General features: G+C 69.9%; 25 protein-coding genes and 1 pseudogene. 17 read left to right on the top strand and 9 right to left on the bottom strand.

Annotated elements, in window-relative coordinates:
• The first annotated feature begins 54 nt into the window (after window positions 1–54).
• Window positions 55–210: a DUF2256 domain-containing protein gene (locus PIR02_18435; GenBank protein ID WZH36700.1), complete on the top strand. Its 156-nt coding sequence runs from the start codon at window positions 55–57 to the stop codon at window positions 208–210.
• On the top strand, window positions 207–1670 hold the full coding sequence (locus PIR02_18430) for a cryptochrome/photolyase family protein (protein ID WZH36699.1): 1464 nt from the start codon (window positions 207–209) through the stop codon (window positions 1668–1670). The genes PIR02_18435 and PIR02_18430 overlap by 4 nt, the downstream gene beginning before the upstream one ends.
• A gap of 83 nt (window positions 1671–1753) precedes the next feature.
• On the opposite strand, the gene PIR02_18425 is transcribed toward PIR02_18430, so the two are convergent.
• A complete protein-coding gene (locus PIR02_18425) occupies window positions 1754–1969 on the bottom strand; it encodes a DUF2945 domain-containing protein (protein WZH36698.1) in 216 nt (71 codons plus the stop codon).
• Window positions 1970–2152: 183 nt separating this feature from the next.
• On the opposite strand from PIR02_18425, the gene PIR02_18420 reads away from it, so the two are divergent.
• Window positions 2153–3682 carry a catalase gene (locus tag PIR02_18420; protein ID WZH36697.1) on the top strand — a complete coding sequence of 510 codons (1530 nt, stop codon included), beginning with the start codon at window positions 2153–2155 and terminating at the stop codon, window positions 3680–3682.
• Window positions 3683–3796: 114 nt separating this feature from the next.
• On the opposite strand, the gene PIR02_18415 is transcribed toward PIR02_18420, so the two are convergent.
• Genes PIR02_18415 through PIR02_18405 form a run of 3 tightly spaced genes read right to left on the bottom strand, consistent with a single transcriptional unit; the run spans window position 3797 to window position 6005 of the window.
• Window positions 3797–4384, bottom strand: coding sequence for a hypothetical protein (locus tag PIR02_18415; protein ID WZH36696.1), 588 nt, complete (start codon window positions 4382–4384; stop codon window positions 3797–3799).
• A complete protein-coding gene (locus tag PIR02_18410) occupies window positions 4381–5217 on the bottom strand; it encodes an endonuclease/exonuclease/phosphatase family protein (protein ID WZH36695.1) in 837 nt (278 codons plus the stop codon). Before PIR02_18410 ends, PIR02_18415 begins: the two co-directional genes overlap by 4 nt.
• Complete coding sequence (locus tag PIR02_18405) at window positions 5217–6005, bottom strand: glycosyltransferase family A protein (protein ID WZH36694.1); 789 nt, start codon at window positions 6003–6005, stop codon at window positions 5217–5219. The genes PIR02_18410 and PIR02_18405 overlap by 1 nt, the downstream gene beginning before the upstream one ends.
• An 87-nt stretch (window positions 6006–6092) precedes the next feature.
• Here PIR02_18405 and PIR02_18400 point away from each other — a divergent pair, with 87 nt between their 5' ends.
• The 3 genes from PIR02_18400 to PIR02_18390 are packed head-to-tail and all read left to right on the top strand — an operon-like array spanning window position 6093 to window position 8341.
• Complete coding sequence (locus tag PIR02_18400; protein WZH36693.1) at window positions 6093–6881, top strand: sulfurtransferase; 789 nt, start codon at window positions 6093–6095, stop codon at window positions 6879–6881.
• 3 nt (window positions 6882–6884) lie between these two features.
• Entirely contained in the window at window positions 6885–7838 is a 954-nt protein-coding gene (locus PIR02_18395) for a membrane dipeptidase (GenBank protein WZH36692.1), read from the top strand.
• Window positions 7835–8341 (top strand): GNAT family N-acetyltransferase, encoded by a 507-nt coding sequence (locus PIR02_18390; GenBank protein ID WZH36691.1) that lies wholly within the window; start codon window positions 7835–7837, stop codon window positions 8339–8341. The genes PIR02_18395 and PIR02_18390 overlap by 4 nt, the downstream gene beginning before the upstream one ends.
• A 23-nt stretch (window positions 8342–8364) precedes the next feature.
• Here PIR02_18390 and PIR02_18385 read toward each other — a convergent pair.
• Both PIR02_18385 and PIR02_18380 read right to left on the bottom strand, forming a co-directional pair.
• Window positions 8365–8638 (bottom strand): annotated as a pseudogene (locus PIR02_18385) (hypothetical protein).
• Window positions 8639–8669: 31 nt separating this feature from the next.
• Window positions 8670–9905, bottom strand: a complete 1236-nt coding sequence (locus PIR02_18380) for an FAD-dependent oxidoreductase (GenBank protein WZH36690.1) — start codon at window positions 9903–9905, stop codon at window positions 8670–8672.
• A gap of 115 nt (window positions 9906–10020) precedes the next feature.
• Here PIR02_18380 and PIR02_18375 point away from each other — a divergent pair, with 115 nt between their 5' ends.
• Complete coding sequence (locus PIR02_18375; GenBank protein WZH36689.1) at window positions 10021–10419, top strand: arsenate reductase ArsC; 399 nt, start codon at window positions 10021–10023, stop codon at window positions 10417–10419.
• Between the two features lie 40 nt (window positions 10420–10459).
• On the opposite strand, the gene msrA is transcribed toward PIR02_18375, so the two are convergent.
• Both msrA and msrB read right to left on the bottom strand, forming a co-directional pair.
• Window positions 10460–11014, bottom strand: a complete 555-nt coding sequence (msrA, locus tag PIR02_18370) for a peptide-methionine (S)-S-oxide reductase MsrA (protein ID WZH36688.1) — start codon at window positions 11012–11014, stop codon at window positions 10460–10462.
• A gap of 38 nt (window positions 11015–11052) precedes the next feature.
• Window positions 11053–11511 carry a peptide-methionine (R)-S-oxide reductase MsrB gene (msrB, locus tag PIR02_18365; protein WZH36687.1) on the bottom strand — a complete coding sequence of 153 codons (459 nt, stop codon included), beginning with the start codon at window positions 11509–11511 and terminating at the stop codon, window positions 11053–11055.
• A 188-nt stretch (window positions 11512–11699) separates the two neighbouring features.
• Between msrB and PIR02_18360 the strand changes: the two genes are divergently transcribed.
• Window positions 11700–12527 carry an SDR family NAD(P)-dependent oxidoreductase gene (locus tag PIR02_18360; protein ID WZH36686.1) on the top strand — a complete coding sequence of 276 codons (828 nt, stop codon included), beginning with the start codon at window positions 11700–11702 and terminating at the stop codon, window positions 12525–12527.
• A gap of 40 nt (window positions 12528–12567) precedes the next feature.
• On the opposite strand, the gene PIR02_18355 is transcribed toward PIR02_18360, so the two are convergent.
• The gene (locus PIR02_18355; GenBank protein WZH36685.1) at window positions 12568–12879 is read right to left on the bottom strand and encodes a hypothetical protein; all 312 of its coding nucleotides are present in this window, start codon (window positions 12877–12879) and stop codon (window positions 12568–12570) included.
• Between the two features lie 177 nt (window positions 12880–13056).
• Here PIR02_18355 and PIR02_18350 point away from each other — a divergent pair, with 177 nt between their 5' ends.
• The 9 genes from PIR02_18350 (at window position 13057) to PIR02_18310 (ending at window position 22078) form a co-directional block, all read left to right on the top strand.
• Complete coding sequence (locus tag PIR02_18350; GenBank protein ID WZH36684.1) at window positions 13057–14046, top strand: intradiol ring-cleavage dioxygenase; 990 nt, start codon at window positions 13057–13059, stop codon at window positions 14044–14046.
• Between the two features lie 23 nt (window positions 14047–14069).
• On the top strand, window positions 14070–14312 hold the full coding sequence (locus tag PIR02_18345; protein WZH36683.1) for a twin-arginine translocase TatA/TatE family subunit: 243 nt from the start codon (window positions 14070–14072) through the stop codon (window positions 14310–14312).
• Window positions 14309–15127 carry a twin-arginine translocase subunit TatC gene (tatC, locus tag PIR02_18340; protein ID WZH36682.1) on the top strand — a complete coding sequence of 273 codons (819 nt, stop codon included), beginning with the start codon at window positions 14309–14311 and terminating at the stop codon, window positions 15125–15127. Before PIR02_18345 ends, tatC begins: the two co-directional genes overlap by 4 nt.
• Window positions 15115–15660 carry a hypothetical protein gene (locus PIR02_18335; protein WZH36681.1) on the top strand — a complete coding sequence of 182 codons (546 nt, stop codon included), beginning with the start codon at window positions 15115–15117 and terminating at the stop codon, window positions 15658–15660. The genes tatC and PIR02_18335 overlap by 13 nt, the downstream gene beginning before the upstream one ends.
• Before the next feature lie 245 nt (window positions 15661–15905).
• The gene (locus PIR02_18330; GenBank protein ID WZH36680.1) at window positions 15906–16637 is read left to right on the top strand and encodes a CoA pyrophosphatase; all 732 of its coding nucleotides are present in this window, start codon (window positions 15906–15908) and stop codon (window positions 16635–16637) included.
• 63 nt (window positions 16638–16700) lie between these two features.
• Window positions 16701–18380 carry a glucose-6-phosphate isomerase gene (gene pgi / locus PIR02_18325; protein WZH36679.1) on the top strand — a complete coding sequence of 560 codons (1680 nt, stop codon included), beginning with the start codon at window positions 16701–16703 and terminating at the stop codon, window positions 18378–18380.
• A 353-nt stretch (window positions 18381–18733) separates the two neighbouring features.
• Window positions 18734–19663, top strand: a complete 930-nt coding sequence (locus PIR02_18320; GenBank protein WZH36678.1) for a phospholipase — start codon at window positions 18734–18736, stop codon at window positions 19661–19663.
• A gap of 90 nt (window positions 19664–19753) precedes the next feature.
• On the top strand, window positions 19754–20332 hold the full coding sequence (locus tag PIR02_18315) for a PadR family transcriptional regulator (protein ID WZH36677.1): 579 nt from the start codon (window positions 19754–19756) through the stop codon (window positions 20330–20332).
• Between the two features lie 69 nt (window positions 20333–20401).
• A complete protein-coding gene (locus tag PIR02_18310) occupies window positions 20402–22078 on the top strand; it encodes an AarF/UbiB family protein (protein ID WZH39044.1) in 1677 nt (558 codons plus the stop codon).
• Window positions 22079–22082: the final 4 nt, after the last annotated feature.

Genomic DNA, 22082 nt, shown 5'->3' with positions numbered 1-22082 from the left:
TCGTGCCAGCGCAAGCCCCCGAACGCCGGAGAGCCGTTTTGCGACGATGACGGCATGCCACGACCCGAGGTCCGCTCCAAGCCCTGTGCGTACTGCGGTCGCCCCTTCTCCGACCGCAAGCGGTGGAACGGGCGCGACCAATGGGATCAGGTGCTGTACTGCTCCCGCGGGTGCCGAGCGCACGCAGCGAAGCAGAGGCGGCGCGCATGAAGGCCGCGCTCATCCTCGCGACGCAGCAATTCGCCGAGCATCCGGCTTACGACGACGACGAGGTCGACGAATTCTTCTTCATCGAGTCGGCGCCCCGGTTCGCCAAGCTCCCGTACCACCGGCACAAGATCGTTCTCCTGATCTCGGCGATGCGGCACACGGCCGCGCGGCTCGAGGCCGAGGGCAGAACGGTGCGTCGCATCACCCTCGACGACGATCTCGGTTTCAAGGCGGGACTCGAGCGTCTCCTGACGACGCACCGGGTCACCGAGCTGACGTGGATGAGCGACCCGAACCGGCCCGTCGATGAGCGCGTCGCCCGCATCTGCGCGGACCATGACGTCGACACCGAGGTGCTGTCGGACGGGCTGTTCCTCACGCCCGAGGAAGACGTCGACGGCTGGTTCGCCGAGCACCCGACGCCGCTCATGGAGGACTTCTACCGTTGGCAGCGTCGGCGTACCGGCATCCTGATGGACGGCGGCAAGCCCGCGGGTCGCCGGTGGAACTTCGACGCCGACAATCGCAAGGCGCTTCCGAAGAAGGGTGTCGAAATCCCTTCGTTGCCGCAGATCGAGCCCGATGACCTCACTCGCACGGTGATGGCCGAAGTGGATGAGCTGTTCCCGGAGCATCCCGGCGCGGCCGAGCAGTTCTGGCTGCCGGTCACACCCGAGGACTCCCGCGACTGGCTCGACGTCTTCGTCGCGGAGCGCCTGCACGACTTCGGTCGGTTCGAAGACGCGATGAAGGCCGATGAGCCGTTCCTCTTCCACGCGATCATCTCGCCGATGCTGAACATCGGGCTGCTGACCGTCGAGGAAGTGGTCGCCGCAGCAACGCGGACCGATGCGCCGCTGGCATCCGTCGAGGGGTTCATCCGCCAGGTGATCGGCTGGCGGGAGTACATGCGCGGCATGTATCGCGCTCATCCGAAGCTCGAGCACGTCAACGCGCTGCATCTCGACGGACGCGTCGAGAAGTACTGGTACTCGGGGAAGCGGATGCCGAGCGACCTGCCGATCCCCGTGCGGACCGTCCTCGAGCGCGTGCACCGGTGGGGCTACGCGCACCACATCGAGCGGTTGATGGTGCTCGGCAACTGGTTCCTGTCGCAGGGGTACGCTCCGCGGGAGGTCAACGCGTGGTTCCTCGCGTTGTTCGTCGACGCGTACGACTGGGTCATGGTGCCCAACGTCATGGGCATGAGCCAGTTCGCCGACGGCGGTTTCGTCGCCACGAAGCCGTACGTGTCGGGTGGGGCCTACCTGCAGAAGATGGGCTCGTGGTGGCCGTCGGCACAGGACGCCAAGGACTCGGCGTTCACCGACGCGTACTGGGGGTTCCTCGAGCGGCACGAGGACGTGCTGGCGGGCAATCACCGGCTCGGGTTGGCGCTCGCGCAGATGCGGAAGCGGCGGGAGGCGCGGGACGCGGACGGCGGCGGGCCGAACTCCTGAGAAAGTCGCCGCGAACCCTGCCGCGGACCCGCATGCGGGCCGCAGCTCGCAAGATCTCAGGAGTTCGGCCCGGTCGGCGTGGCTCAGCCCTTCAGCTTGTTCAGCGCCGAGCCCTTGTGCGCCGCGGTCGAGCCCGACTTCTCCGACTTCACGATGTAGGCGGGCTCGTCGTCGGACGCGGTGAACTTCTGGCCGTCGTGCTGGAAGTCCTTCGTCTTCTTCTCGACGACCTCGCCCTGGGTCTTGCCCTGCGGGGTGTCCCAGCTGACCCGGTCGCCTTTCGACAGATTCTTCGACATGGTCTCGTTCCTCTCGTTCGGTCCCGCCATGGTGTCGAGGGCGTGCGGGACACATCGGGGGATTGACACGATCCCGGCCCTAGGCGGTCGTCGAGGGATCCGCAATGCCTCGTCGATGGCGGACCCCCCGCGTAGCGTCGTCGGTGGGCCTTTCGTTTCCCGGCCCACGACGTGAGGAGAGCCATGACCGAGCCGACCACCGCCAACAACGGAGCGCCCGTCGCCAGCGACGAGCACTCCCAGAGCGTCGGGGCCGACGGCTCGATCGCTCTCACCGACCACTACCTCATCGAGAAGCTCGCGCAGTTCAACCGCGAGCGCGTTCCTGAGCGCGTCGTGCACGCCAAGGGCGGGGGTGCGTTCGGCACGTTCCGCACCACGGGCGACGTCTCGGCGTACACGCGGGCGGCGCTGTTCCAGCCCGGCGTCGAGACCGAGATGCTCGCGCGCTTCTCGTCGGTGGCCGGCGAGCAGGGCAGCCCCGATACGTGGCGCGACCCCCGCGGGTTCTCGCTGAAGTTCTACACGACCGAGGGCAACTACGACCTCGTCGGCAACAACACCCCCGTCTTCTTCGTGAAGGACGGCATCAAGTTCCCCGACTTCATCCGCTCCCAGAAGCGCCTGCCCGGCAGCCACCTGCGCGACAACACGATGCAATGGGACTTCTGGACGCTGTCGCCCGAGAGCGCGCACCAGGTGACGTGGCTCATGGGAGACCGCGGCATCCCGGCATCCTGGCGCCACATGAACGGGTACGGCTCGCACACGTACCAGTGGATCAACGCCGAGGGCGAGCGCTTCTGGGTGAAGTATCACTTCCACACAGACCTCGGCCACAAGACGCTCACCCAGGACGAGGCCGACCAGATCGCCGGACAGGACGCCGACTTCCACATCCGCGATCTGTACGCGGCGATCGAGCGGGGGGAGTTCCCGACCTGGACCCTCAAGGTGCAGATCATGCCGTACGAGGATGCCAAGACGTACCGGTTCAACCCGTTCGACCTGACCAAGGTGTGGCCGCACAGCGACTACCCCGAGATCGAGGTGGGCACTATGGAGCTGAACCGCAACCCGGGCAACTACTTCGCCGAGATCGAGCAGGCGGCGTTCGAGCCGTCGAACTTCGTGCCCGGCATCGACGGCAGCCCCGACAAGATGCTGCAGGCCCGCATCTTCAGCTACGCCGACGCGCACCGCTACCGCGTGGGCACGAACTACCAGCAGCTGCCGGTGAACCGACCCCACACCGAGGTGCACTCGTACTCGAAGGAAGGCGCGATGCGCTACGAGTACAACCCGCCCGAGGTGCCGGTCTACGCGCCGAACTCGGCGGGAGGACCCGCGGCCGATCCACGCCGCTCCGGCGACGGCGGATGGCAGAGCGACGGCGACCTCGTCCGCTCGGCTGCGACGCTGCACCCCGAGGACGACGACTGGGGTCAGGCCGGAGCGCTGGTGCGAGAGGTCATGACACCCGACCAGCGGGATCGCCTCGTCGAGACCATCACCGGGCATGTCGGGGGAGTGACCCGCGCCGACGTGCGCGATCGCGCCGTCCAGTACTGGAAGAACGTGGATGCCGAGATCGGCTCCCGCCTCGAGGCGGGACTCCCTCCGCTCGACGGGTCGACCGCGCCGGGCGAGCAGCTCAGCGAGCCCAACCCCGACGGCGACCTCGTCGGGCGGGACGTCGCGGGCAGGATCTGATCGCGGCGGCGTGGCGTCGGGGGCGCGGTTCGCCGCGTTCCCGACCCCACGCCGACGGACGGGCGCTACCGCGACAGGTGGGGATCTCCGCCGGGACCGGCGGGAGCCCCGCCGCTAGAGCGGTGCGCGGTCCTCCCGCGTCAGACGGAACCGGGATGCCAGGATCCCGGCGACCAGGGCCCCCAGACCCCCCGCCATCATGTCGCCGATGGTGTCGTCGTACGTGACGAAGATGGCATCCGTGATGAAGCGATAGCCGAACCACTCGACCATCTCCCACACGGCGCTGAGGGCGAGGCCGCTGATCGTCGCGACGACGATGGCCGTGCGCCGGAGCTTCGAGGGAGCGATCACGCGCGCGTCGTCGAGCAGCACCAGGGCCACGGCTGCGAGAACACCGGTGCAGGCGAGGTGCACGATCAGGTCCCAGCCCGTCCATGCCCGGTAGAGATCCAGCACGTTGCTGCCGGCGGCCACGAACACCGTGACGCATGTGACGAGGTCGAGCCCCGATCGCAGGCCGATCATCCGCGAGAGCATCACCGCCGGTAGCGACATCGACAGCACCGCGAAGTCGGTGAACGGCAACGTGAACAGCGAGACGAGGACGAGGACGATGGCGACCGCGCGGACGGCGTCGCCGAGCCAGTCGGTCACGCTCCGCGGCGGCCGCTTGAGGTTGGCGTACATGGCGCGGATCACGATGCGGCTCCTCCGGCGTGGATCCGCACCACGGCCTGCACGGGGAGGTGATCGCTCGGCCATTGCGTTCCGGTCGGACGTGGATCGATGCCGACGGCGCGCACCCCGACGTCGGGGGTGGCCAGGAGAGCGTCGATACGACGCGCGCCCAGCTTCGGACGGGCGTAGTTGTTGAACGTGCCCCACTCCGCCGTCCGCCGGGCGGGTGCGTACGACCAGGTGTCCACGAGCAGCCCGTCGGCGAACATTCCCGCCAGCTCGGGGGAACGCACGTGCGCGTTCACATCGGCGGTGAAGAGGAGCGGCCGCTCGCGTGCCGCGACGAGATCGTGCAGCCACATCGCGGACCGCCGCCGGGCGCGCCGCGAGAACGCGTCGAAGTGCGTGTTGACGAAGGTGAGGCGCGCCCCGGTGGCGTGATCGCGCACCTGGGCGATGACCGCGACGCGCGGGATGGTGTTTCCCCACCCCGTGGACCCGGGAACATCGGGGGTGTCCGACAACATGGTCTGCTCCCACTCCTCGACCTCGATGCGGTCGCGGTCGTAGAAGAGGGGGGTGCCCTCGCCGTCGCGGTTCTTCCCGCGGCCGAGGCCGACGCGCCCGTACGACGAGCCGAGAGCGTCTTGCACCCAGCGCGCCTGATCGGGCATGGCTTCCTGCGCGCCGAGCAGGTGAGGCCGGTCAGCACCCAGGAAGGTGCGCAGGCGCTGCTTGCGCATCGGCCACCGATCAGCGGGCGGCCACGTGATGCGGTCGAAACGGCGTCGGATGTTGAAGCTCATCACGTGCAGGTCGGGAGCCTCGACGTTCGGGAACAGGACGCCGGCCATCAGCGCATCCCCTCGCCATGCCGCGCTCCGCGACGGGCGCGGGCAACCCTGACCCACCGCACCGGGGGGACCTCCCTCGGCCAGTGCGCGAACACCGTCCCGGCCCCGCGACGGAAGCACACGGCGAAACGACGCGGTTCGACCGTGCGCGCCGACACACGCATATGCCGTCCCGACACGTACCGGATGCGGTGCCGCTGACCGAGGTGATAGGCGAGGTCGAGATCGTCGTGCAGCTCCGGATCGAGGTGCACCTCGTGGCGTACGTCTTCCCACGCCCGCCGGCGAAACGCCATGTTCGACCCCCACAGCGGTGTGTGGCCGAGCGCGGGGAACGCGAACGCGGTGTACGTGCCCAAGAAGGCATGGGCCATCGCCACGCGTTGGGAGAGGGGCCCGTCGTGGAAAACGGCACCGCCTGTCACGGCATCCACTCGGGGATCGCTCAGGGCCTCGACCATGCTCGCGACCCAAGTGGGAGCGGGAAGACTGTCGGCGTCGAGGCGCAGCACCACCTCGCCGCGGGCGGCGTCGTACCCCGTGGCGGCGGCTGCGGGAATACCGCGGTCGCCGCAGAAGACGACCCGGGCTCCCGCGGTCCGCGCGATGGCAGCGCTGTCGTCGGTGGAACCGTTGTCGACGACGACGATCTCATCGGGCGGCACGGTCTGGGTCTCCAAGGCCCGCAGGCATCGCCAGAGGTACGGTGCATCGTTCAGGACCGGGATGACGACCGACACGGTGCCCTCCCGGCTCGGGACGAGGGGCGCTGTGGGGCCTTCAGGCACGACGAACTCCAGACGACGAGGGATCCTCCACGCTAGGCGATGGGGTGATCGGCGAACGCAGGCTTGACGCTTTCGTACCCTGGAGACATGGCATCCGTCCTCAACGTCTCGGCGTATCTCTTCACGCGCATCGACGACCCCGCCGCGTTGCGCGGCACGCTGCGCCAGCGGGCGGCCGCGGGGGGACTTCGCGGGACCATCCTCCTCGCCGAAGAGGGCATCAACCTGTTCCTGGCCGGCGACGCGGACGCGATCCGCGGGTTCGTGCACGATCTGCGAGCGGACGAGCGGTTCGCCGCCCTCCAGACGAAGGACAGCTGGTCGGACACCGTGCCCTTCGGCAAGCTCCTGGTCAAGGTCAAGAAGGAGATCATCCGCATGGACCGGCCCGAGGTGCGTCCGCAGGACGGTCGCGCTCCCGCGGTCAGCCCCGACACCCTTCGCCGCTGGCTCGACCGGGGTGCCGACGACGACGGGCGTGAGGTCGTCCTCGTCGATACACGCAACGCTTTCGAGGTCGACTACGGCACCTTCTCCGGGGCGAGCGACTGGCGTATCGACCGGTTCACCCAGTTCCCGGATGCCGCGAGCGCGCACCGCGACGACCTCGTCGGCAAGACCGTGGTGAGCTTCTGCACGGGCGGAATCCGGTGCGAGAAAGCCGCGCTCTATCTGCGTGGCGCGGGGCTGGACGCGTATCAGCTCGAGGGGGGAATCCTCGGGTGGTTCGCGGCACAGGGCGATGCGCACTGGGACGGCGACTGCTTCGTGTTCGACGGCCGCGAAGCGGTGAACGCGGGCCTCGCGCCGGCGCTCACCTCCGTCGATGCTGCAGCGTCGACTGGCGGGCGACCCTCGACCATCGCGGGTGCGTGAGCCGTGCTCTGGGACCAGCATGCCTGCGTCGAACTCGTCGAGACCGCCGACCTCGCGGAACTCCACCGTTATCGCGGCGCCGGAGGGGGTTTCGTCTCCTTGAACGTAGGGTACGCCCCGCACTCGCCCGAGCTGACGGCATCCCTTCTCCGCTCCTTCCGCGCCCAGGTCACCGCGCTCGACGGGGTGGAGCTCGCCGGTACCGTTGCGGACATCGACCGCATCGCCGCGCGCGGCGACACCGCCGTCGCCTTCGACCTCGAGGACTGCGCTCCGCTGGGCGGAGACCTGGATGCCGTGGCCACGCTCGTCGCACAGGGGGTGCGCACCCTCGCTCCGGCGTACAACCATGCCAACCGCGCCGGGGGCGGGTGCCTCGACGCGATCGACGATGGGCTCACCCCGTGGGGACGCGACCTCGTCGCCGAAATGAACGCCCGCGGGATGGTTCCCGACGGCTCGCATGTCGGCGCCCGCACGACGTTCGAGATGTGCGCGGTGTCGCGCAGGCCCGTGGTGTTCAGCCACTCCAACCTGCGAGCCGTGTGGGAACACCCCCGCAACATCACCGACGATCAGGCGCGCGCGGTCGCCGACACCGGCGGAGTGGTCGGCGTCACCGGGGTCGGCATCTTCCTCGGTCCGAACACACCCGGCCTCGACGCGATGGTTCGTCACATCGAGCACGCGGTCGAGATCGTCGGCATCGCCCACGTCGGCGTGAGCACCGACTTTTCCTTCGACTGGCGCACCTTCCGCGAGACCGTCGCCCACAGCCCGGAGCTGTACGACGACAGCTACACCCGCTGGGGACCGATGGAATGGATGCCGCCCGAGACCTTCGTCGGACTCGGCGCCGCACTCGACGCGCGAGGATGGAGCCACACCGACGTCGCGGCCGTCCTCGGCGGCAACTTCCGCCGCGTCGCGGCCGAGAGCTGGGAGCCCCTCACATGACCGACCTCCGAGACGGCGCCGTGCTGCGTCCCGCGCGCGCGGGCGACGAGAGCGGGATCCTGGCGTGCATTCGAGCGCTCGCCGAGTACGAGAACGAACCGGATGCCGTCGACAACACCGCCGAGATGATCCGGGCGACGCTCTTCGGCGAGGATCCTCGGGCATTCGCCTTCGTCGTCGAGGGGCCGGACGGCGACATCCGCGCGATCGCGATCTGGTTCCTCACGTACTCGACCTGGACCGGTCGTCACGGCATCTGGCTCGAAGACCTGTACGTGCACGAGCAGTATCGTGCGTTCGGCTACGGAGTGGCTCTGTTGGCCGCGCTCGCCGCGGAGTGCCTCGAGAAGCGGTACACGCGGCTGGAGTGGACGGTCCTCGATTGGAACGAGCCGGCGATCGGCTTCTACCGGGCGCTCGGCGCCGAAGCGATGGAGGAGTGGACCACACGGCGCGTGACGGGCGACGCTCTCGCGGCGCTCGCCGCCCGCGCGGCCGGCTGACCCTCACGGGCGGACCCTGCCGGTCACCCCGCGACGATCTCGACCTTGAAGCCGGCGGCGTTCTCGAGCCAGCCGGCGTAGTGCGCAGGGCCACCGGCGTGCGGATAGCGGTCGGCGTACAGCGGACGCCAGCCGTGAGCGGGTGCCTCGTCCATCAGTGTGTCGACCTGGGCGGGAGCCCCGCCCGCGAACGCGAGGTGGTTCACGCCCGGCGAGCGGCGGTCGTGGGTCGTGTCGACGGTGTTCGGGGTGGTCGTGACCGAGTATCCAGATGTCGAGGTGGTGGAGACCGGGCATGTCCCCAGTGTGCCGTGACGGGGCGCCGGGCTCAGTGGGACAGGTCGGCCAGCACGGCGTCGGCTGCCCGTTGCCCCGACACCAGTGCCCCTTGAATGGAGGCGGTGTCGCGGTGATCGCCCGCGACGTAGCGTCCGTCGCCGAGGCGCACGGGTCGACGCAGCAGGAGGGGCGCTTCCTGTGCGGGGAGGGCGCGGAGGATGTCGTCGCGCCGCAGCAGCCGCCACGGTCGGGTGTCGGCGTTCCACATCTCCGCGAGCTGGCGTCGGATGTCGTCTTCCGCGGTGGCGGAAGGAAGGACGCACGTCGCCTGGATCAGGTGCTGTCCGCGCGGTGCGTAGGTCGGGGCGGTGTTCGTCATGATCGCGGTGTTGACGATCGGCCCGCGGCGGCGACCGTCGACGCGCAGTGCCGCGTCGTCGCTCGGCGAGGTGTCGGTCGCGAACCACCATGTCTGGAGCCCGCGAGGACGGGGGAGCGGCACGTCGAGCGAGGGATCGAGCCCGGTGGCGACCACCACGGCCCCGGCTGTCACGGCATCCCGGCCCTCGACACCCACATGCCACCCCTGCGCGCGTCGGCGGGTCGAGACCACCCGGTGGCCGAGACGGATGCCGGCTCCGGCGCGGCGTGCGGTGTCGGCGAGCTGCGCGGGCAGGGCCCCGATGCCCGCGGCGGGAACGCCCGGGCGCCCGAGCGCGAAGCTGCGGATCAGCAAGCGCACGAACGCATCGGACGTGTCGTACTCGTCGTCGGCGAGAACACCGGCGAGGAACGGCTCGAGCACGCTCTCCCGCAGGGGGCCCCGCAGACCCGCCCGATCCCACCCCTCGGCGAGGGGCCGGTCGGTTCCGGTCTGAGCCGCGCGGGCATTCACGATCGTCGGTCCCGCCCAGCGCGCGAGCGCGACGAGGTCTCGAGGGCGTACCAGCCCACTCCGCAGCGTCTGTGCGATCGAGCGCGGATCCCGTAGCGGGTGTGAGAGCCGCGTGAGCCGGTCATCGAGCCGGACGCCGACCGCGACCGGGAAGCGTCGGAGCGCGAGCGCATCGACGTCGACCCAGCGCCGGACGGCGGGGTAGATCGGGTTCAGCACGTGAAAGCCGAGGTCGAGACGGAATCCCTCGACGATGTCGGTACGCTCGCGCCCGCCCACCGCGTCGTGGGCTTCGAGCACCACGACGTCGCGCCCGGCCTCGGCCAGTCGCGTTGCGGCGCGGAGGCCCGCGAGTCCCGCGCCGACCACGATGACGTCGTAATCGCTCACCCGGCGAGACTACGCAGCGTGCTGTCGGCTTCGGTGGGGGTTGCACGCGATACGAGGGGGACGCATGCCGTCACGAGCACACCAACCGTTCACCCGGACGAGCCACGATGGTCCCATGGCATCCGTCACCATCCTCTTCGTGTGCGTCCACAACGCCGGTCGCTCGCAGATGGCCGCGGGCTACGCCCGCGCGCTCGGCGGCGACCGGGTCACCGTGCTGTCGGGCGGAAGTGCTCCCGGCGCGGCCCTCAACCCGATGGCGGTGGCCGCGATGGCCGAGGAGGGCATCGACATCGGCGCCGAGGTCCCGCAGCTGCTCCTCACCGACGACGTGCGTGCGTCCGACGCCGTCATCACGATGGGCTGCGGCGACGCCTGCCCGATCTTCCCCGGCAAGCGCTACGAGGACTGGGAGCTGACCGACCCCGCGGGTAAGAGCCTCGACGAGGTGCGACCGATCCGCGACGACATCAAGGCGCGCGTCACGCGTCTGCTCGACGAGCTCCTGGCATGAGAAGGGCCCGGATGCCATGGCATCCGGGCCCCGAAACGACTTACGCGGAGGCTTCCTCGCGCTTGGGCAGCACCCAACCGGGACGCACGAAGTGGCACGTGTAGCCGTTCGGGATGCGCACGAGGTAGTCCTGGTGCTCGGGCTCGGCCTCCCAGAAGGGCGCCTCGGGCTCGATCGTGGTGACGGCCTTCGCGGGCCAGATGCCCGACGCGTCGACATCGGCGATCGTGTCGCGCGCGACCTTCTCCTGCTCGGGCGAGAGCGGGAAGATCGCCGAGCGATAGCTCGTTCCGATGTCATTGCCCTGGCGGTTCAGGGTCGACGGGTCGTGGATCTGGAAGAAGAACGCGAGGATGTCGCGGTACGAGGTCTGCGTCGGGTCGAAGACGATCTCGACGGCCTCCGCGTGGCCGGGGTGGTTGCGGTAGGTCGCGTGGTCGTTCTGGCCGCCGGTGTACCCGACGCGCGTGTCGAGCACGCCGGGCTGGCGGCGGATGAGGTCTTCGACGCCCCAGAAACATCCGCCCGCGAGGACGGCCGTCTCGGTGCCGGGGCGCCGGGTGATCTCGCCGGTGTCGGTGGGTCCGCTGGTCATGCTGGTGCTCCTTTTGCGGTTGCGGAAGGGGAAGAGGTTCATGAGGCCCGGCTCTCGCGGAACAGGGGAAGGTACGCGCCGTACCCCTGGGCCTCGAGTTCGCTGACGGGAACGAAGCGCATCGCCGCCGAGTTCATGCAGTATCTCAGCCCACCACGGTCGCGGGGGCCGTCGTCGAACAGGTGTCCGAGGTGGCTGTCGGCTCCGGCGGAGCGCACCTCGGTGCGGGTCATCCAGAGCGTGCGGTCGGTCTTCTCCACCACGGCGGCGTCGTCGATGGGCTTGGTGAAGCTCGGCCAGCCCGATCCGCTCTCGAACTTGTCGGCCGAGGAGAAGAGCGGCTGTCCCGACACGACATCGACGTAGATGCCGTCCTCGTGGTTGTCCCAGTACTCGTTGCGGAACGGCGGCTCGGTGGCGTCGTCCTGCGTGACGGCGAACTGGCGGTTCGTCAGGCGGCTGAGCGCTTCCGACGTCTTCCGGTACTCCGTGCTCACGGTTCGTGTCCTCTCGTCATGACGTCCTGTCGCGGGCGTCACAGGAGACAACGCCGGCCGATGCTGATTTGGTCCCGTGGGGCTGGGAGCGGGCTGTGAGTTCTCGACGACTCCGGATGCCGGGAGCAAGCCCCGCCTTCGTCATCGGGGCGATTGTTAGCGTGGCGTCTCCAGCCCAGGAGGTTCGTATGCCCCGCACCATCGTCATCACCGGCGCCAGCGACGGGATCGGCGCCGCGTCGGCGAAGCAGTTGAACGATCTCGGGGAAGAGGTGGTCGTCGTCGGACGCAACCCCGAGAAGACGGCACGAGTGGCCCGGACCCTGGGCGCGGAGTCCTTCGTCGCCGACTTCAGCGACCTGGCGCAGGTGCGCCAGCTCGCGGCGTCCCTCCTCGAGCGCTACCCGCGCATCGACGTGCTCGCCAACAATGCCGGTGGCGTGTTCGGGGCCCGCACGCTCACCACCGACGGGTTCGAGACGACCTTCCAGGTGAACCACCTCGCGCCGTTCTTGCTCACGAACCTCCTGCGGGACCGTCTGATCGAATCCGGCGCCTCCGTCATCCAGACCTCGAGCGCCGCCGCGAAGCTGTTCGCGCGCTTCGACCTGAACGATCTGCAGGGCGAGCATCGCTACTCCTCGACGACGGCGTACGGCAACGCGAAGCTCGCGAACGTGCTGTTCACGAAAGAACTGCATCGTCGGTTCGCAGACGTCGGACTGTCGGCCGTCGCCTTCCACCCCGGCGTCATCGCCTCGAGTTTCGGATCGACCTCGGACGGGCCGTGGAAGTTCCTCTACGGGGGGCCTCTCGCGCAGCGCCTGATGACCTCGACGTCTGTCGGGGGTGCTCGGCTGACGTGGCTGGCGCTCGGCAAGCCGGGGGTGGACTGGGAGCCCGGCGGGTTCTTGGCGAACAACAGGCCCGCCCGCACGAATCGTCTCGCTGATGACCCGGCGGTGGCGAAGGCGCTGTGGGAGCGCAGCGCAGCGCTGGTGGACCTCCCGCTCTGAGACGCACGGGGCGCGTGCCCGGTCGGTCGCGCGCCGACCGTCAGCGCGAGAGGCCTCGCGGCGACTCGACCTCCCAGCCGAGGCGCTCGAGCGCGTCGTGCAAGCGGTGCGCCTGCGCCCACGCGACCTCCCTCGAGACGTCCGAATAGACGTCGATCGCGAACGGCGGCGGGTCGGCGAACTTCGGGATCTCGACCTCGGCCCACGCGTGGGGGGCGAGCCACACGCGGGGGCGAGCCGTGCCGGCGTCCTCGACGCCGCCATCGGCCGCGAAAGAGATGACGTCGAGGGCGTCGATCTTCGTGATGGGCATGTCCACGACCAGCGTCACCGCGTACAGCGTGTCCGACATGTCGTCCCTCCCGTCCCTCATCCTCACATGCGCACACACCGCGGGGACCATCTGCAGTCGACGATCTCGTGACGCCGCCCAGGCTTGCATAGCTGACGCACAGAATCGGTCAAGTTCGGGGCAGGGTGCCTCCCGCACAGTCGATGCATCGACACCACCCCGACCCCGGAGGCGACCATGAGCAGGATCCCCGACACCCAGATGACCCCCGACGGTCCCGCGTACGAGGGACGGCTGCTCGACCGAGCGGACGAGCCCGTCGTCGACCAGGGAGCACCGTTCGACATCCGTACACTCGTCTCGCGCCGCGGCATTCTCGGGCTCGTCGCCCTCGGTGCCGGCGCCGTCACCCTCGCGGCGTGTACGCCGGCCGCCACGGGGACGATCGCAGCGACGACCGCGACCCCCACCGCCACGCCTTCCGCCACCCCCACCGCCTCGGCGACCCCGACGACCTCGGCGACGAGCGCGGCAGCCGCTCTCCCCAGCGGCGAGATCCCGGACGAGACCGCGGGACCGTACCCCGGCGACGGCTCGAACGGCCCCGACATCCTCGAGCAGTCGGGGATCGTCCGCAGCGACCTGCGCACGAGCCTCGACGGAGGCGCCACGGCCACGGGCGTGCCCATGACCCTGAACCTCACGATCTTCGACACCGCGAACGGCGACGTGCCCTTCGCCGGTGCCGCCGTGTACGTCTGGCACTGCGACACCGAGGGGCGCTACTCGATGTACTCCTCGGAGATCGAGGAGGAGACGTACCTCCGAGGTGTGCAGGTCGTCGGATCCGACGGCGTCGTGTCGTTCACCTCGATCTTCCCCGGCTGCTACGACGGGCGGTGGCCGCACATCCACTTCGAGGTGTACCCGAACGTGGATGCCATCACCGACGCGTCGAATGCGATCGCGACCTCACAGGTTGCGCTCCCGCAGGCCGCGTGCGATGTCGTCTACGCCGACGCGGCCTACCCGTCGTCGGCATCCAATCTCTCCCGCGTCTCGCTCGACAGCGACAACGTCTTCGGTGACGACGGGGGAGCGCTCGAACTCGCCGCCGCGTCGGGCGACAACACCGCCGGCTGGACGGTCGCCTTGGGCGTCCGCGTCGACACCGCCACCACTCCGACCGCGGGCGCCGCGCCCGGCGGCGCGCCCGGCGGGCGCTGACCAGAATCGAAAGGAACCCTCTCATGCTGCAGAATCTCACCGGCTGGCACGCCCTCATCGTGCTGGCGATCGTCGTCCTCATCTTCGGCGCCGCCAAGCTCCCGGCCCTCGCTCGAAGCCTCGGGCAGTCCGTCCGCATCCTGAAGACCGAGGTGGGCGACGCGCCCGCCGAGGCGGCGGCATCCTCGGCCGCCGACACCGCGGGCCACGTGCCTTCGGAGCACACGTCGCGCTCATCCGTCCTGACCCCGCCGAGCACGCCATGAGCACCGCCGCCGCTCCCGCCGCCGCGTCCGTCCGTCCCGAGGCGCCCCGGTCGGCCCCGATGCCCGTCGCCGCTCACCTCGACGAGGCGACGCGCCGTGCGGTGTGGGCGGCGGTGGCCGTCGCGATCGGCGCGCTCGCCGGGTGGTTCCTCTACGAGCCCCTCATGGAGCTGGTCCGGGCGCCGATCGCGCAGATCGCGGGAGAGCGCAACGCCAGTCTGAACTTCGACAGTGTCACCGGGGCGTTCGATCTGCGTCTGCGCGCGTCGCTGGTCGCGGGTCTCGTCCTTTCCAGCCCGGTCTGGCTTTATCAGCTGTTCGCCTTCGTCCTGCCCGGTCTGACGCGCCGGGAGCGCCGATACGTCCTCGGCTCTGTCGGGGCGGCCGCGCCGCTCTTCGTCGCCGGGTGCGCGACCGGACTGGTGCTCTTCCCGCACATGGTCTCCGTGCTCACCGGGTTCGCCTCCAGCGAGGACTCCACGATCCTCGACGCCGGCACCTACATCGACTTCGTCCTCAAGATCGTGGTGGCGACGGGCGTCGCCTTCGTTCTGCCCGTCGTGCTGGTGGTGCTGAACCTCGCCGGCATCCTGTCCGCCCGCGCCCTCGCCCGGAGCTGGCGATACGCCGTCGTGGGCATCGTGCTGTTCAGCGCCCTCGCGACGCCCGCCGCCGACGTGATGTCGATGTTCCTCGTCGCCCTCCCGATGACCGCTCTGTACGCCGCGGCGCTCGCGATCGCGGGGCTGCACGATCGCGCGCTCGCTCGCGCGTCGACGCCGCCCGTTCGAGAGGAGACGCCGTGCTCGGTCTGACGTTCGAGAAGCTCCTTCTCGTGGGCCTCATCGCCACGGTCGTCATCGGCCCGCAGCGGCTGCCCGGGGTGGTCGCGTGGGTCGCGTCGCTCGTTCGCGGGCTCCGTCACGCCGTGGATGCCACGCGGCTGCGCGCCGCGACCGAACTCGGTGTTCCAGCCGACGCGACGTCGTGGCACGCTCTCGACCCGCGACAGTATGACCCGCGTCGCATCATCGCGGAGGCCCTCGCCGCGCCCCCCGCCGCGAGGGAGGACGCGCCGGCCCCGGCGGTGTCGCGCGACGACGTGTCGGTTCCCGCGGACTCCGCCCCGATGGCAGCCGACGTGCGAGCCGGCGACGGGGGAGTGCCCGCCACCGTGCGGCGCGTCCGCATCGGGACCTCGGCGCACCCGCGATGGATCGAGGTCGGAGAGGAGGCTGCGGCCGTCGTCCCGTCGCCCGACGGAGAAGGGGCCGTCGACGCCGTTGACGCCTCACGGGCATCGGGGCCCGTCGCAACCGGCGGGGCGACGGTGCGAGTCACGGCGTGACGGCGGCTGCCGATCCCGGCGTGACGCGTCGCACGGCAGAGCCGACGCGACCGGATCGCTCACGGCTTCGGACGCTCTGCGCCGACTCGGCAGCGGACCGCGGTTCGCCGTTCTGCTTCACCGAGCCCGGACCGATCGCGCGATGACGCCCGACGGGTGGGGCCGGACGTCTACGACCTCGACCGCGACGGCGATGGATGGGCCTGCAACGGCTGAGTCGACGCTGCACGACATAACCTCGATCCATGCCCTCCCCGCGCGCGCAGCTGGAGAACCTCGTCCGTCGCCAGCGGAACGGTCCGGCACCCGTCGACGCGTACAGCGCGCTCCAAGCGCTTCCGGTCGAGGGGGAGGCGCGGGCGGCCGCGGTACTCATTCTGTTCGGTGTGCTCGACGGCATCCCGAGCCGGAGGTCGGCGTCCCACGTCCCTCGTGACCTCGACGTGCTGCTGCTCGCCCGCGCGAACACGCTGCGTGCCCACCCCGGCCAGGTCGCCTTCCCCGGCGGACGGGTCGACCCGGGAGATGCGGATGCCGCGGCGACGGCGCTGCGCGAGGCACGGGAGGAGACGGGTCTCGACCCCGCCGGCGTCGACGTGCTCGGCACCCTCGAGCCCGTGCCCCTTGCCTTCTCCCGCCACGAGGTGACACCGGTCGTGGGCTGGTGGGCGCGGCCGACGCCGGTGCGCGCCGTCGACGCGGCGGAATCGGCGGAAGTGTTCCGCGCACCCGTGGCCGACCTCCTCGACCCCGCGCGACGCGGGTCGACGGTGGTGCGGCGCAACGGACGCGAGTGGCGCGGCCCGGCGTTCATGCTCGAGACGGCCGTCGGTCCGCAGACCGTCTGGGGGTTCACCGCCATGGTGCTCGATGGGGTGTTCGATCGTCTCGGCTGGACCGAGCCGTGGGATGCCACACGCGAGGTCGCGCTCCCGGACCCGGCGCCCGCCCGTCCTCCCCACCCGGCGGATCACTAGCTCCTTTCCCCGGCTTCGTCATCCGTCGTGTGCGGCCCCGCGCGGGTCGCTAGCGTGGGTGTCGTGACTGCGCCTATCGACCCCACTTCCACCGCCGCCTGGTCCCGCCTCTCCGCGCTGCGCGACGGCTTCGAGCCCGACCTCCGCGGCTGGTTCGCCGCCGACGACGACCGTGCCCGCGATCTCTCGCGCACGGTCGGCGACCTTCACGTCGATCTGTCGAAGAACCTCGTGACCCCGGATGTGCTCGACGCACTCGTGGCGCTCGCCGCCGAGACCGGGGTGCGCGAGCGCTTCGCCGAGATGCTCCGCGGCGCGCACCTCAACACGAGCGAAGACCGTGCAGTCCTGCACACCGCTCTCCGCCGCCCCGCCGGCGCCGAACCGGCGCTCGTCGTCGACGGTCAACAGGTCGATCACGACGTGCAGGAGGTGCTCGACCGCCTCAGCGCCTTCGCCGATCGTGTGCGTGCGGGGGAGTGGCGGGGCGTCACCGGCAAGAAGGTCACCACGGTCGTCAACATCGGCATCGGCGGCAGCGACCTCGGTCCCGTGATGGTCTACGAAGCCCTCCTGCCGTACGCCGACGCCGGGATCCGCGCCCGCTTCGTCTCCAACATCGACCCCACCGACATCGCGCAGAAGACCGCCGATCTCGACCCCGAGACGACGCTCTTCATCGTCGCGTCGAAGACCTTCACGACCCTTGAGACCCTGACGAACGCGCGTCTGGCCCGAGACTGGCTGTGGGAGAAGCTCACCGCCGCCGGGGCGATCGACGACACGGATGCCGCCCGCACCGACGCCGTCGCCCACCACTTCGTCGCGGTCTCGACGGCCCTCGACAAGGTCGAGGCGTTCGGCATCGACCCGACCAACGCGTTCGGGTTCTGGGACTGGGTGGGCGGCCGCTACTCCGTCGACTCGGCGATCGGCCTGTCGTTGGCGATCGCGCTCGGCCCCGAGGTGTTCCGTGAGCTGCTCGCCGGGTTCCACACGGTCGACGAGCACGTGGCATCCACTCCGGTCGAGAACAACGTGCCTGTCCTCATGGGCCTGCTCAACGTCTGGTACACCAACTTCCTCGGTGCCCAGTCGCACGCGGTGCTGCCGTACGCGCAGCAGCTGCACCGCTTCGCGGCCTACCTGCAGCAGCTCACGATGGAGTCGAACGGTAAGTCTGTGCGCTGGGACGGAACGCCTGTCACCACTGACACCGGCGAGGTGTTCTGGGGTGAGCCCGGCACCAACGGACAGCACGCCTTCTACCAGCTCATCCACCAGGGCACGCGCCTGATCCCGGCCGATTTCATCGCCTTCGTGAACCCGGCATACCCGCTCGCCGATGACGGACGCGACGTACACGGTCTTTTCCTGGCGAACTTCCTCGCGCAGACGAAGGCGCTGGCCTTCGGAAAGACGGCGGAAGAGGTCGAGGCGGAGGGGACGACGGGCGCTCTCGTCGCGGCACGCACCTTCCCCGGGAACCGGCCGACGACGTCGATCTTCGCCCCCGCTCTCACGCCGTCGGTGCTGGGCCAGCTCATCGCGCTGTACGAGCACATCACGTTCACGCAGGGAACGATCTGGGGCATCAATTCCTTCGACCAGTGGGGTGTCGAGCTGGGCAAGCAGCTCGCCCTGCAGATCGCCCCCGCGATCGAAGGCGACGACGAGGCCCTTGCCGCACAGGATGCCTCGACCGCGGCTCTCCTCGACTACTACCGCCGCCACCGGGTATGACGACGAGGGGCTGATTCGCGATTTTTTCCGTCGTGGATCGGCCCCGTCGTCGCGACCTGGCGGGAGGCGCCCGCGACTCCGCTCGGGTATGCCGATCGTCGGCATCGCGTGAACGAGAAGAAAACCTGGTCAGCTGCGGTTTGTAGGTCTGCCGCGAAGCGGTCCGTCGGGAGAGTGCTCCGGACCGTCCACCCGGGGGTATGCGTCGCCCGCTGGATCACCCGCTCTCACGACCCTCCCAGGTAACGAAGAGATAACGCCCAGAACGGGCACCCACACTCGGGGACTTGTGTCGACCCGACGGCACATTCCCGCGCTCTGCCCGAGAGCGCGTCCCCGACGAAAGTGCTCTCTTGCTGCGTTCCGACCTCAAGCTCGTTCCCGTTCATCGCGCCCGCCGTACCCTCGCCACCGCAGCGACCTGCGCCGGCCTCGCGCTCGGCATGGTCGCCACCACGGGTCTCGCCGTCGCGGCCCCGCTGTCGCTCCCAGACGCCTCGGCATCCGCGTTCAGCGCTCCGGCGGCGACCTCCGCGCCGGCCGCTCTGACCGTGGCGGCACTGGGCTCCACGCCGACCCTGCAGGCCGTCAGTACGAGTGCCGACACGGCCGCCGCTCAGGCCCAGTCCGCGCTCGCGAGCGCCTCGGCGGTCCAGGCCGACATCACCTCGGCGGGGTTGCCGCTCTCGGTGGGTGACACGAGCGTCGACACGGCGGCACTGAGCGACGCGGTCGAGCGTCTGCAGACCTCCGACCTCCTGCCCACCGTGCTCGTGCCGGCGCTCAGCCAGAACGCCGAGACCGAGACGCGTCGCGTCACCGAGCGCGTCGCGACCCTGCGCACCAGCCTCGACCAGGCCGTCGCCGAGAAGGCCGCCGCGGATGCGGCCGCCGAGGCCCAGCGTCAGGCCGAAGCTGCCGCTGCCGCCGAGGCGCAGCGTCAGGCCGAAGCTGCCGAAGCGCTGGCCCGCGTGAACACTCCTGACGGGGCCAAGGCGTACGCCGCGCAGTTGGCCTCGGAGAAGTACGGGTGGGGCGACGACCAGTTCTCCTGCCTCTCCTCGCTGTGGACCAAGGAGTCGGGCTGGAACTACCAGGCCTACAACCCCAGCGGCGCCACCGGCATCCCGCAGTCGCTTCCGGGTGACAAGATGGCGACCTTCGGTGACGACTGGGCGACGAACGCGGCGACGCAGATCGCGTGGGGCCTCGACTACATCTCGCGCGGCTATGGCACTCCGTGCTCCGCGTGGGGTCACTCGCAGGCGACGAACTGGTACTGAGAATCTCCCGGCGGACGGCCCGCGCGCGCCCTCAGCGATATATCGTTATGTATCGCTGACTCAGATCGGGTCCGCGCGAAGGAGGTCGTCATGAGTGGTTCATTCCTGGGAGACGCGTTCGGCGGACGCGGCGGGAGCAACACCCCCGGCTGGCCCGTTTCCAGCATCGTCGAGGGGCTCGAACAGCTTCGCGCCCAGTTCGAGCAGAAGACGGCCTCTGCGCCGCGCATGAACAAGGGCGACGTGCGCTCGGCGGTGCTCTCGCTCCTGCTCGAGCAGCCGATGCACGGGTACCAGATCATCCGCGAGATCGAGGACCGCAGCGGAGGGTCGTGGAAGCCGAGCCCCGGTTCGGTGTACCCCACCCTGCAGCTGCTGACCGACGAAGGGCTCGTCCAGTCCGAGGAGTCGAACGGCCGCAAGACCTACTCCCTCACCGCCGAGGGCCGCGCGGCGGCGGGAGACGAGACGACCGAGCGCACCGCGCCCTGGGAGTCCGCGGGCTCGCGAGACGGCGGCCGCATGACGGCGCTGCCCAAGGCCGGCATCGAACTGGCGCAGGCGGCGGCCCAGGTCGGCCGTACCGGCGACAAGGAGCAGATCGCGCAGGCGGTCGAGATCCTCGACGAGGCGCGTCGTAAGCTCTACTCCATCCTCGCCCAGGGCTGAGATCGACCGAACCCGGCGCGTGCCCCGGCACGTCGGCATCCAGGAGACCCGTTGACCGACGACGCCCTCATGCGCGCCCGCTACCGGCGCATCACGCGGTTCGCCGCCCGCTACCTCGTGCAGGCGTGGTGGTACGAGTTGTTCCTGCCGCGGTTCGGTCTCGGGTGGATCTCCGCCCGGGGCCGCACCCGACGGCTCCTGCGCATCGCCCAGCGCTTCCACGTGCTCGCGGTCGACCTCGGTGGCCTGATGATCAAGGTCGGGCAGTTCATGTCGTCGCGTCTCGACGTGCTCCCGCCGATCATCACGAAAGAGCTCGAGGGCCTGCAAGACGAAGTACCCGCGGTGCCGTTCGTCCAGATGCGCGAACGGATCGAGCACGAGCTCGGGATGCCGCTTGCCCGCGCCTTCGCCTCGGTCGACGAGAGACCCCTCGCGGCGGCCTCGCTCGGGCAAGCGCACCGGGCGACGCTCACGGACGAGATGGCCGCGGAGAGCGGGCTCCGCTCGGTCGTCATCAAGATCCAGCGTCCCGGCATCGACCGCATCGTCGACGTCGACCTCCGTGCCCTGCGCAAGGTCGGCCGCTGGCTGAGCAAGGTCTCGCTCGTCTCGGACCGCGTCGACATGCCCTCGCTCGTCGAGGAGTTCGCGATCACCAGCCTCGAAGAGATCGACTATTTGCACGAGGCCGCCGATTCCGAGCGCTTCGCGGCCGACTTCGGCGGCGACGGGGGAGTCGCCGTCCCCGCGGTGGCGTGGGAGCGCACGACCCGTCGGGTGCTGACGCTGGAAGACGTCTCCGCGATCAAGATCACCGACACAGACTCCCTGCGCGCGGCGGGCATCGACCCGTCCGACGTCGCCGCGCGTTTCGCGGCGGTCATGTTCGACCAGCTCTTCGAGGACGGCTTCTTCCACGCCGATCCGCACCCCGGCAACGTCTTCGTGACCCCCGTGTCGTCTCCGGATGCCACCGCCCCGGCGTGGCGGTTCACCTTCATCGATTTCGGGATGATGGGCGAGGTCCCGCCGGGTCTGCGGCGGGGATTGCGTCGCGTGCTGATCGCGGCGGCCTCGCGTGACGGGAAGGGCCTCGTCGACGGCATCCGCGACATCGGGGTCCTCCTCCCTTCCGCGGACACCGTGCAGCTCGAGCGGGCGATGACGCAGCTGTTCTCGCGTTTCGGTGGCATGGGTTTCGCCGAGCTGCAGGAGGTCGACCCACGGGAGTTCCGCGCGTTCGCCGTCGAGTTCGGCGATGTGGTTCGCACGCTGCCGTTCCAGCTTCCCGAAAATTTCCTCCTCATCGTGCGGGCGATGTCGCTGACCAGCGGCATGTGCAGCGCGCTCGACCCGGCGTTCAACATCTGGGACGCCGTCGAGCCCTACGCGCAGCGGCTCATCCGCGAGGAGAGCGGCAACACGGCTCAGACTCTCGTGCGTGAAGTGGGCGCCGTCGCCGCCGTGACCGCTCGTCTCCCGCGCCGCATCGACACTCTCGTCTCGCGCTTCGAAGAGGGCGCCGTCTCCGTGGAGACCCCCCGGATCGAACGCCGCCTGCGCGACCTGGAGCGCATGATCCGTCGCGTGCTGTCGGCGGTGCTGTTCACGGGCCTCCTCATCGGCGGCATCCTCCTCGAGAGCGAGCAGGCCGTGTGGGGGACGCTGTTGATGATCGCCTCGATCGCTCCTCTCTCGCACGCACTCCTGGCTGGGGCGATCGCGCGGCGCAACGGCGGGTAGGGCG

The organism is Microbacterium enclense, assembly GCA_038182865.1.
Taxonomy (GTDB): domain Bacteria; phylum Actinomycetota; class Actinomycetes; order Actinomycetales; family Microbacteriaceae; genus Microbacterium; species Microbacterium enclense_B.
Note: the sequence above shows the minus strand (reverse complement) of the source record. Positions and strands in the feature narration are given on the sequence as shown.

Bases quoted from the DNA above. Each gene is read 5' to 3' on its own strand.
- PIR02_18425 (WZH36698.1), bottom strand. From the start codon at position 1,969: ATGTCGAAGAATCTGTCGAAAGGCGACCGGGTCAGCTGGGACACCCCG.
- PIR02_18390 (WZH36691.1), top strand. From the start codon at position 7,835: ATGACCGACCTCCGAGACGGCGCCGTGCTGCGTCCCGCGCGCGCGGGC.
- PIR02_18430 (WZH36699.1), top strand. From the start codon at position 207: ATGAAGGCCGCGCTCATCCTCGCGACGCAGCAATTCGCCGAGCATCCG.
- PIR02_18375 (WZH36689.1), top strand. From the start codon at position 10,021: ATGGCATCCGTCACCATCCTCTTCGTGTGCGTCCACAACGCCGGTCGC.
- PIR02_18410 (WZH36695.1), bottom strand. From the start codon at position 5,217: ATGGCCGGCGTCCTGTTCCCGAACGTCGAGGCTCCCGACCTGCACGTG.
- PIR02_18400 (WZH36693.1), top strand. From the start codon at position 6,093: ATGGCATCCGTCCTCAACGTCTCGGCGTATCTCTTCACGCGCATCGAC.
- PIR02_18360 (WZH36686.1), top strand. From the start codon at position 11,700: ATGCCCCGCACCATCGTCATCACCGGCGCCAGCGACGGGATCGGCGCC.
- PIR02_18355 (WZH36685.1), bottom strand. From the start codon at position 12,879: ATGTCGGACACGCTGTACGCGGTGACGCTGGTCGTGGACATGCCCATC.
- PIR02_18315 (WZH36677.1), top strand. From the start codon at position 19,754: ATGAGTGGTTCATTCCTGGGAGACGCGTTCGGCGGACGCGGCGGGAGC.
- PIR02_18350 (WZH36684.1), top strand. From the start codon at position 13,057: ATGAGCAGGATCCCCGACACCCAGATGACCCCCGACGGTCCCGCGTAC.
- msrA (WZH36688.1), bottom strand. From the start codon at position 11,014: ATGACCAGCGGACCCACCGACACCGGCGAGATCACCCGGCGCCCCGGC.
- PIR02_18310 (WZH39044.1), top strand. From the start codon at position 20,402: ATGCGCGCCCGCTACCGGCGCATCACGCGGTTCGCCGCCCGCTACCTC.
- PIR02_18345 (WZH36683.1), top strand. From the start codon at position 14,070: ATGCTGCAGAATCTCACCGGCTGGCACGCCCTCATCGTGCTGGCGATC.
- PIR02_18330 (WZH36680.1), top strand. From the start codon at position 15,906: ATGCCCTCCCCGCGCGCGCAGCTGGAGAACCTCGTCCGTCGCCAGCGG.
- PIR02_18435 (WZH36700.1), top strand. From the start codon at position 55: ATGCCACGACCCGAGGTCCGCTCCAAGCCCTGTGCGTACTGCGGTCGC.
- tatC (WZH36682.1), top strand. From the start codon at position 14,309: ATGAGCACCGCCGCCGCTCCCGCCGCCGCGTCCGTCCGTCCCGAGGCG.
- PIR02_18420 (WZH36697.1), top strand. From the start codon at position 2,153: ATGACCGAGCCGACCACCGCCAACAACGGAGCGCCCGTCGCCAGCGAC.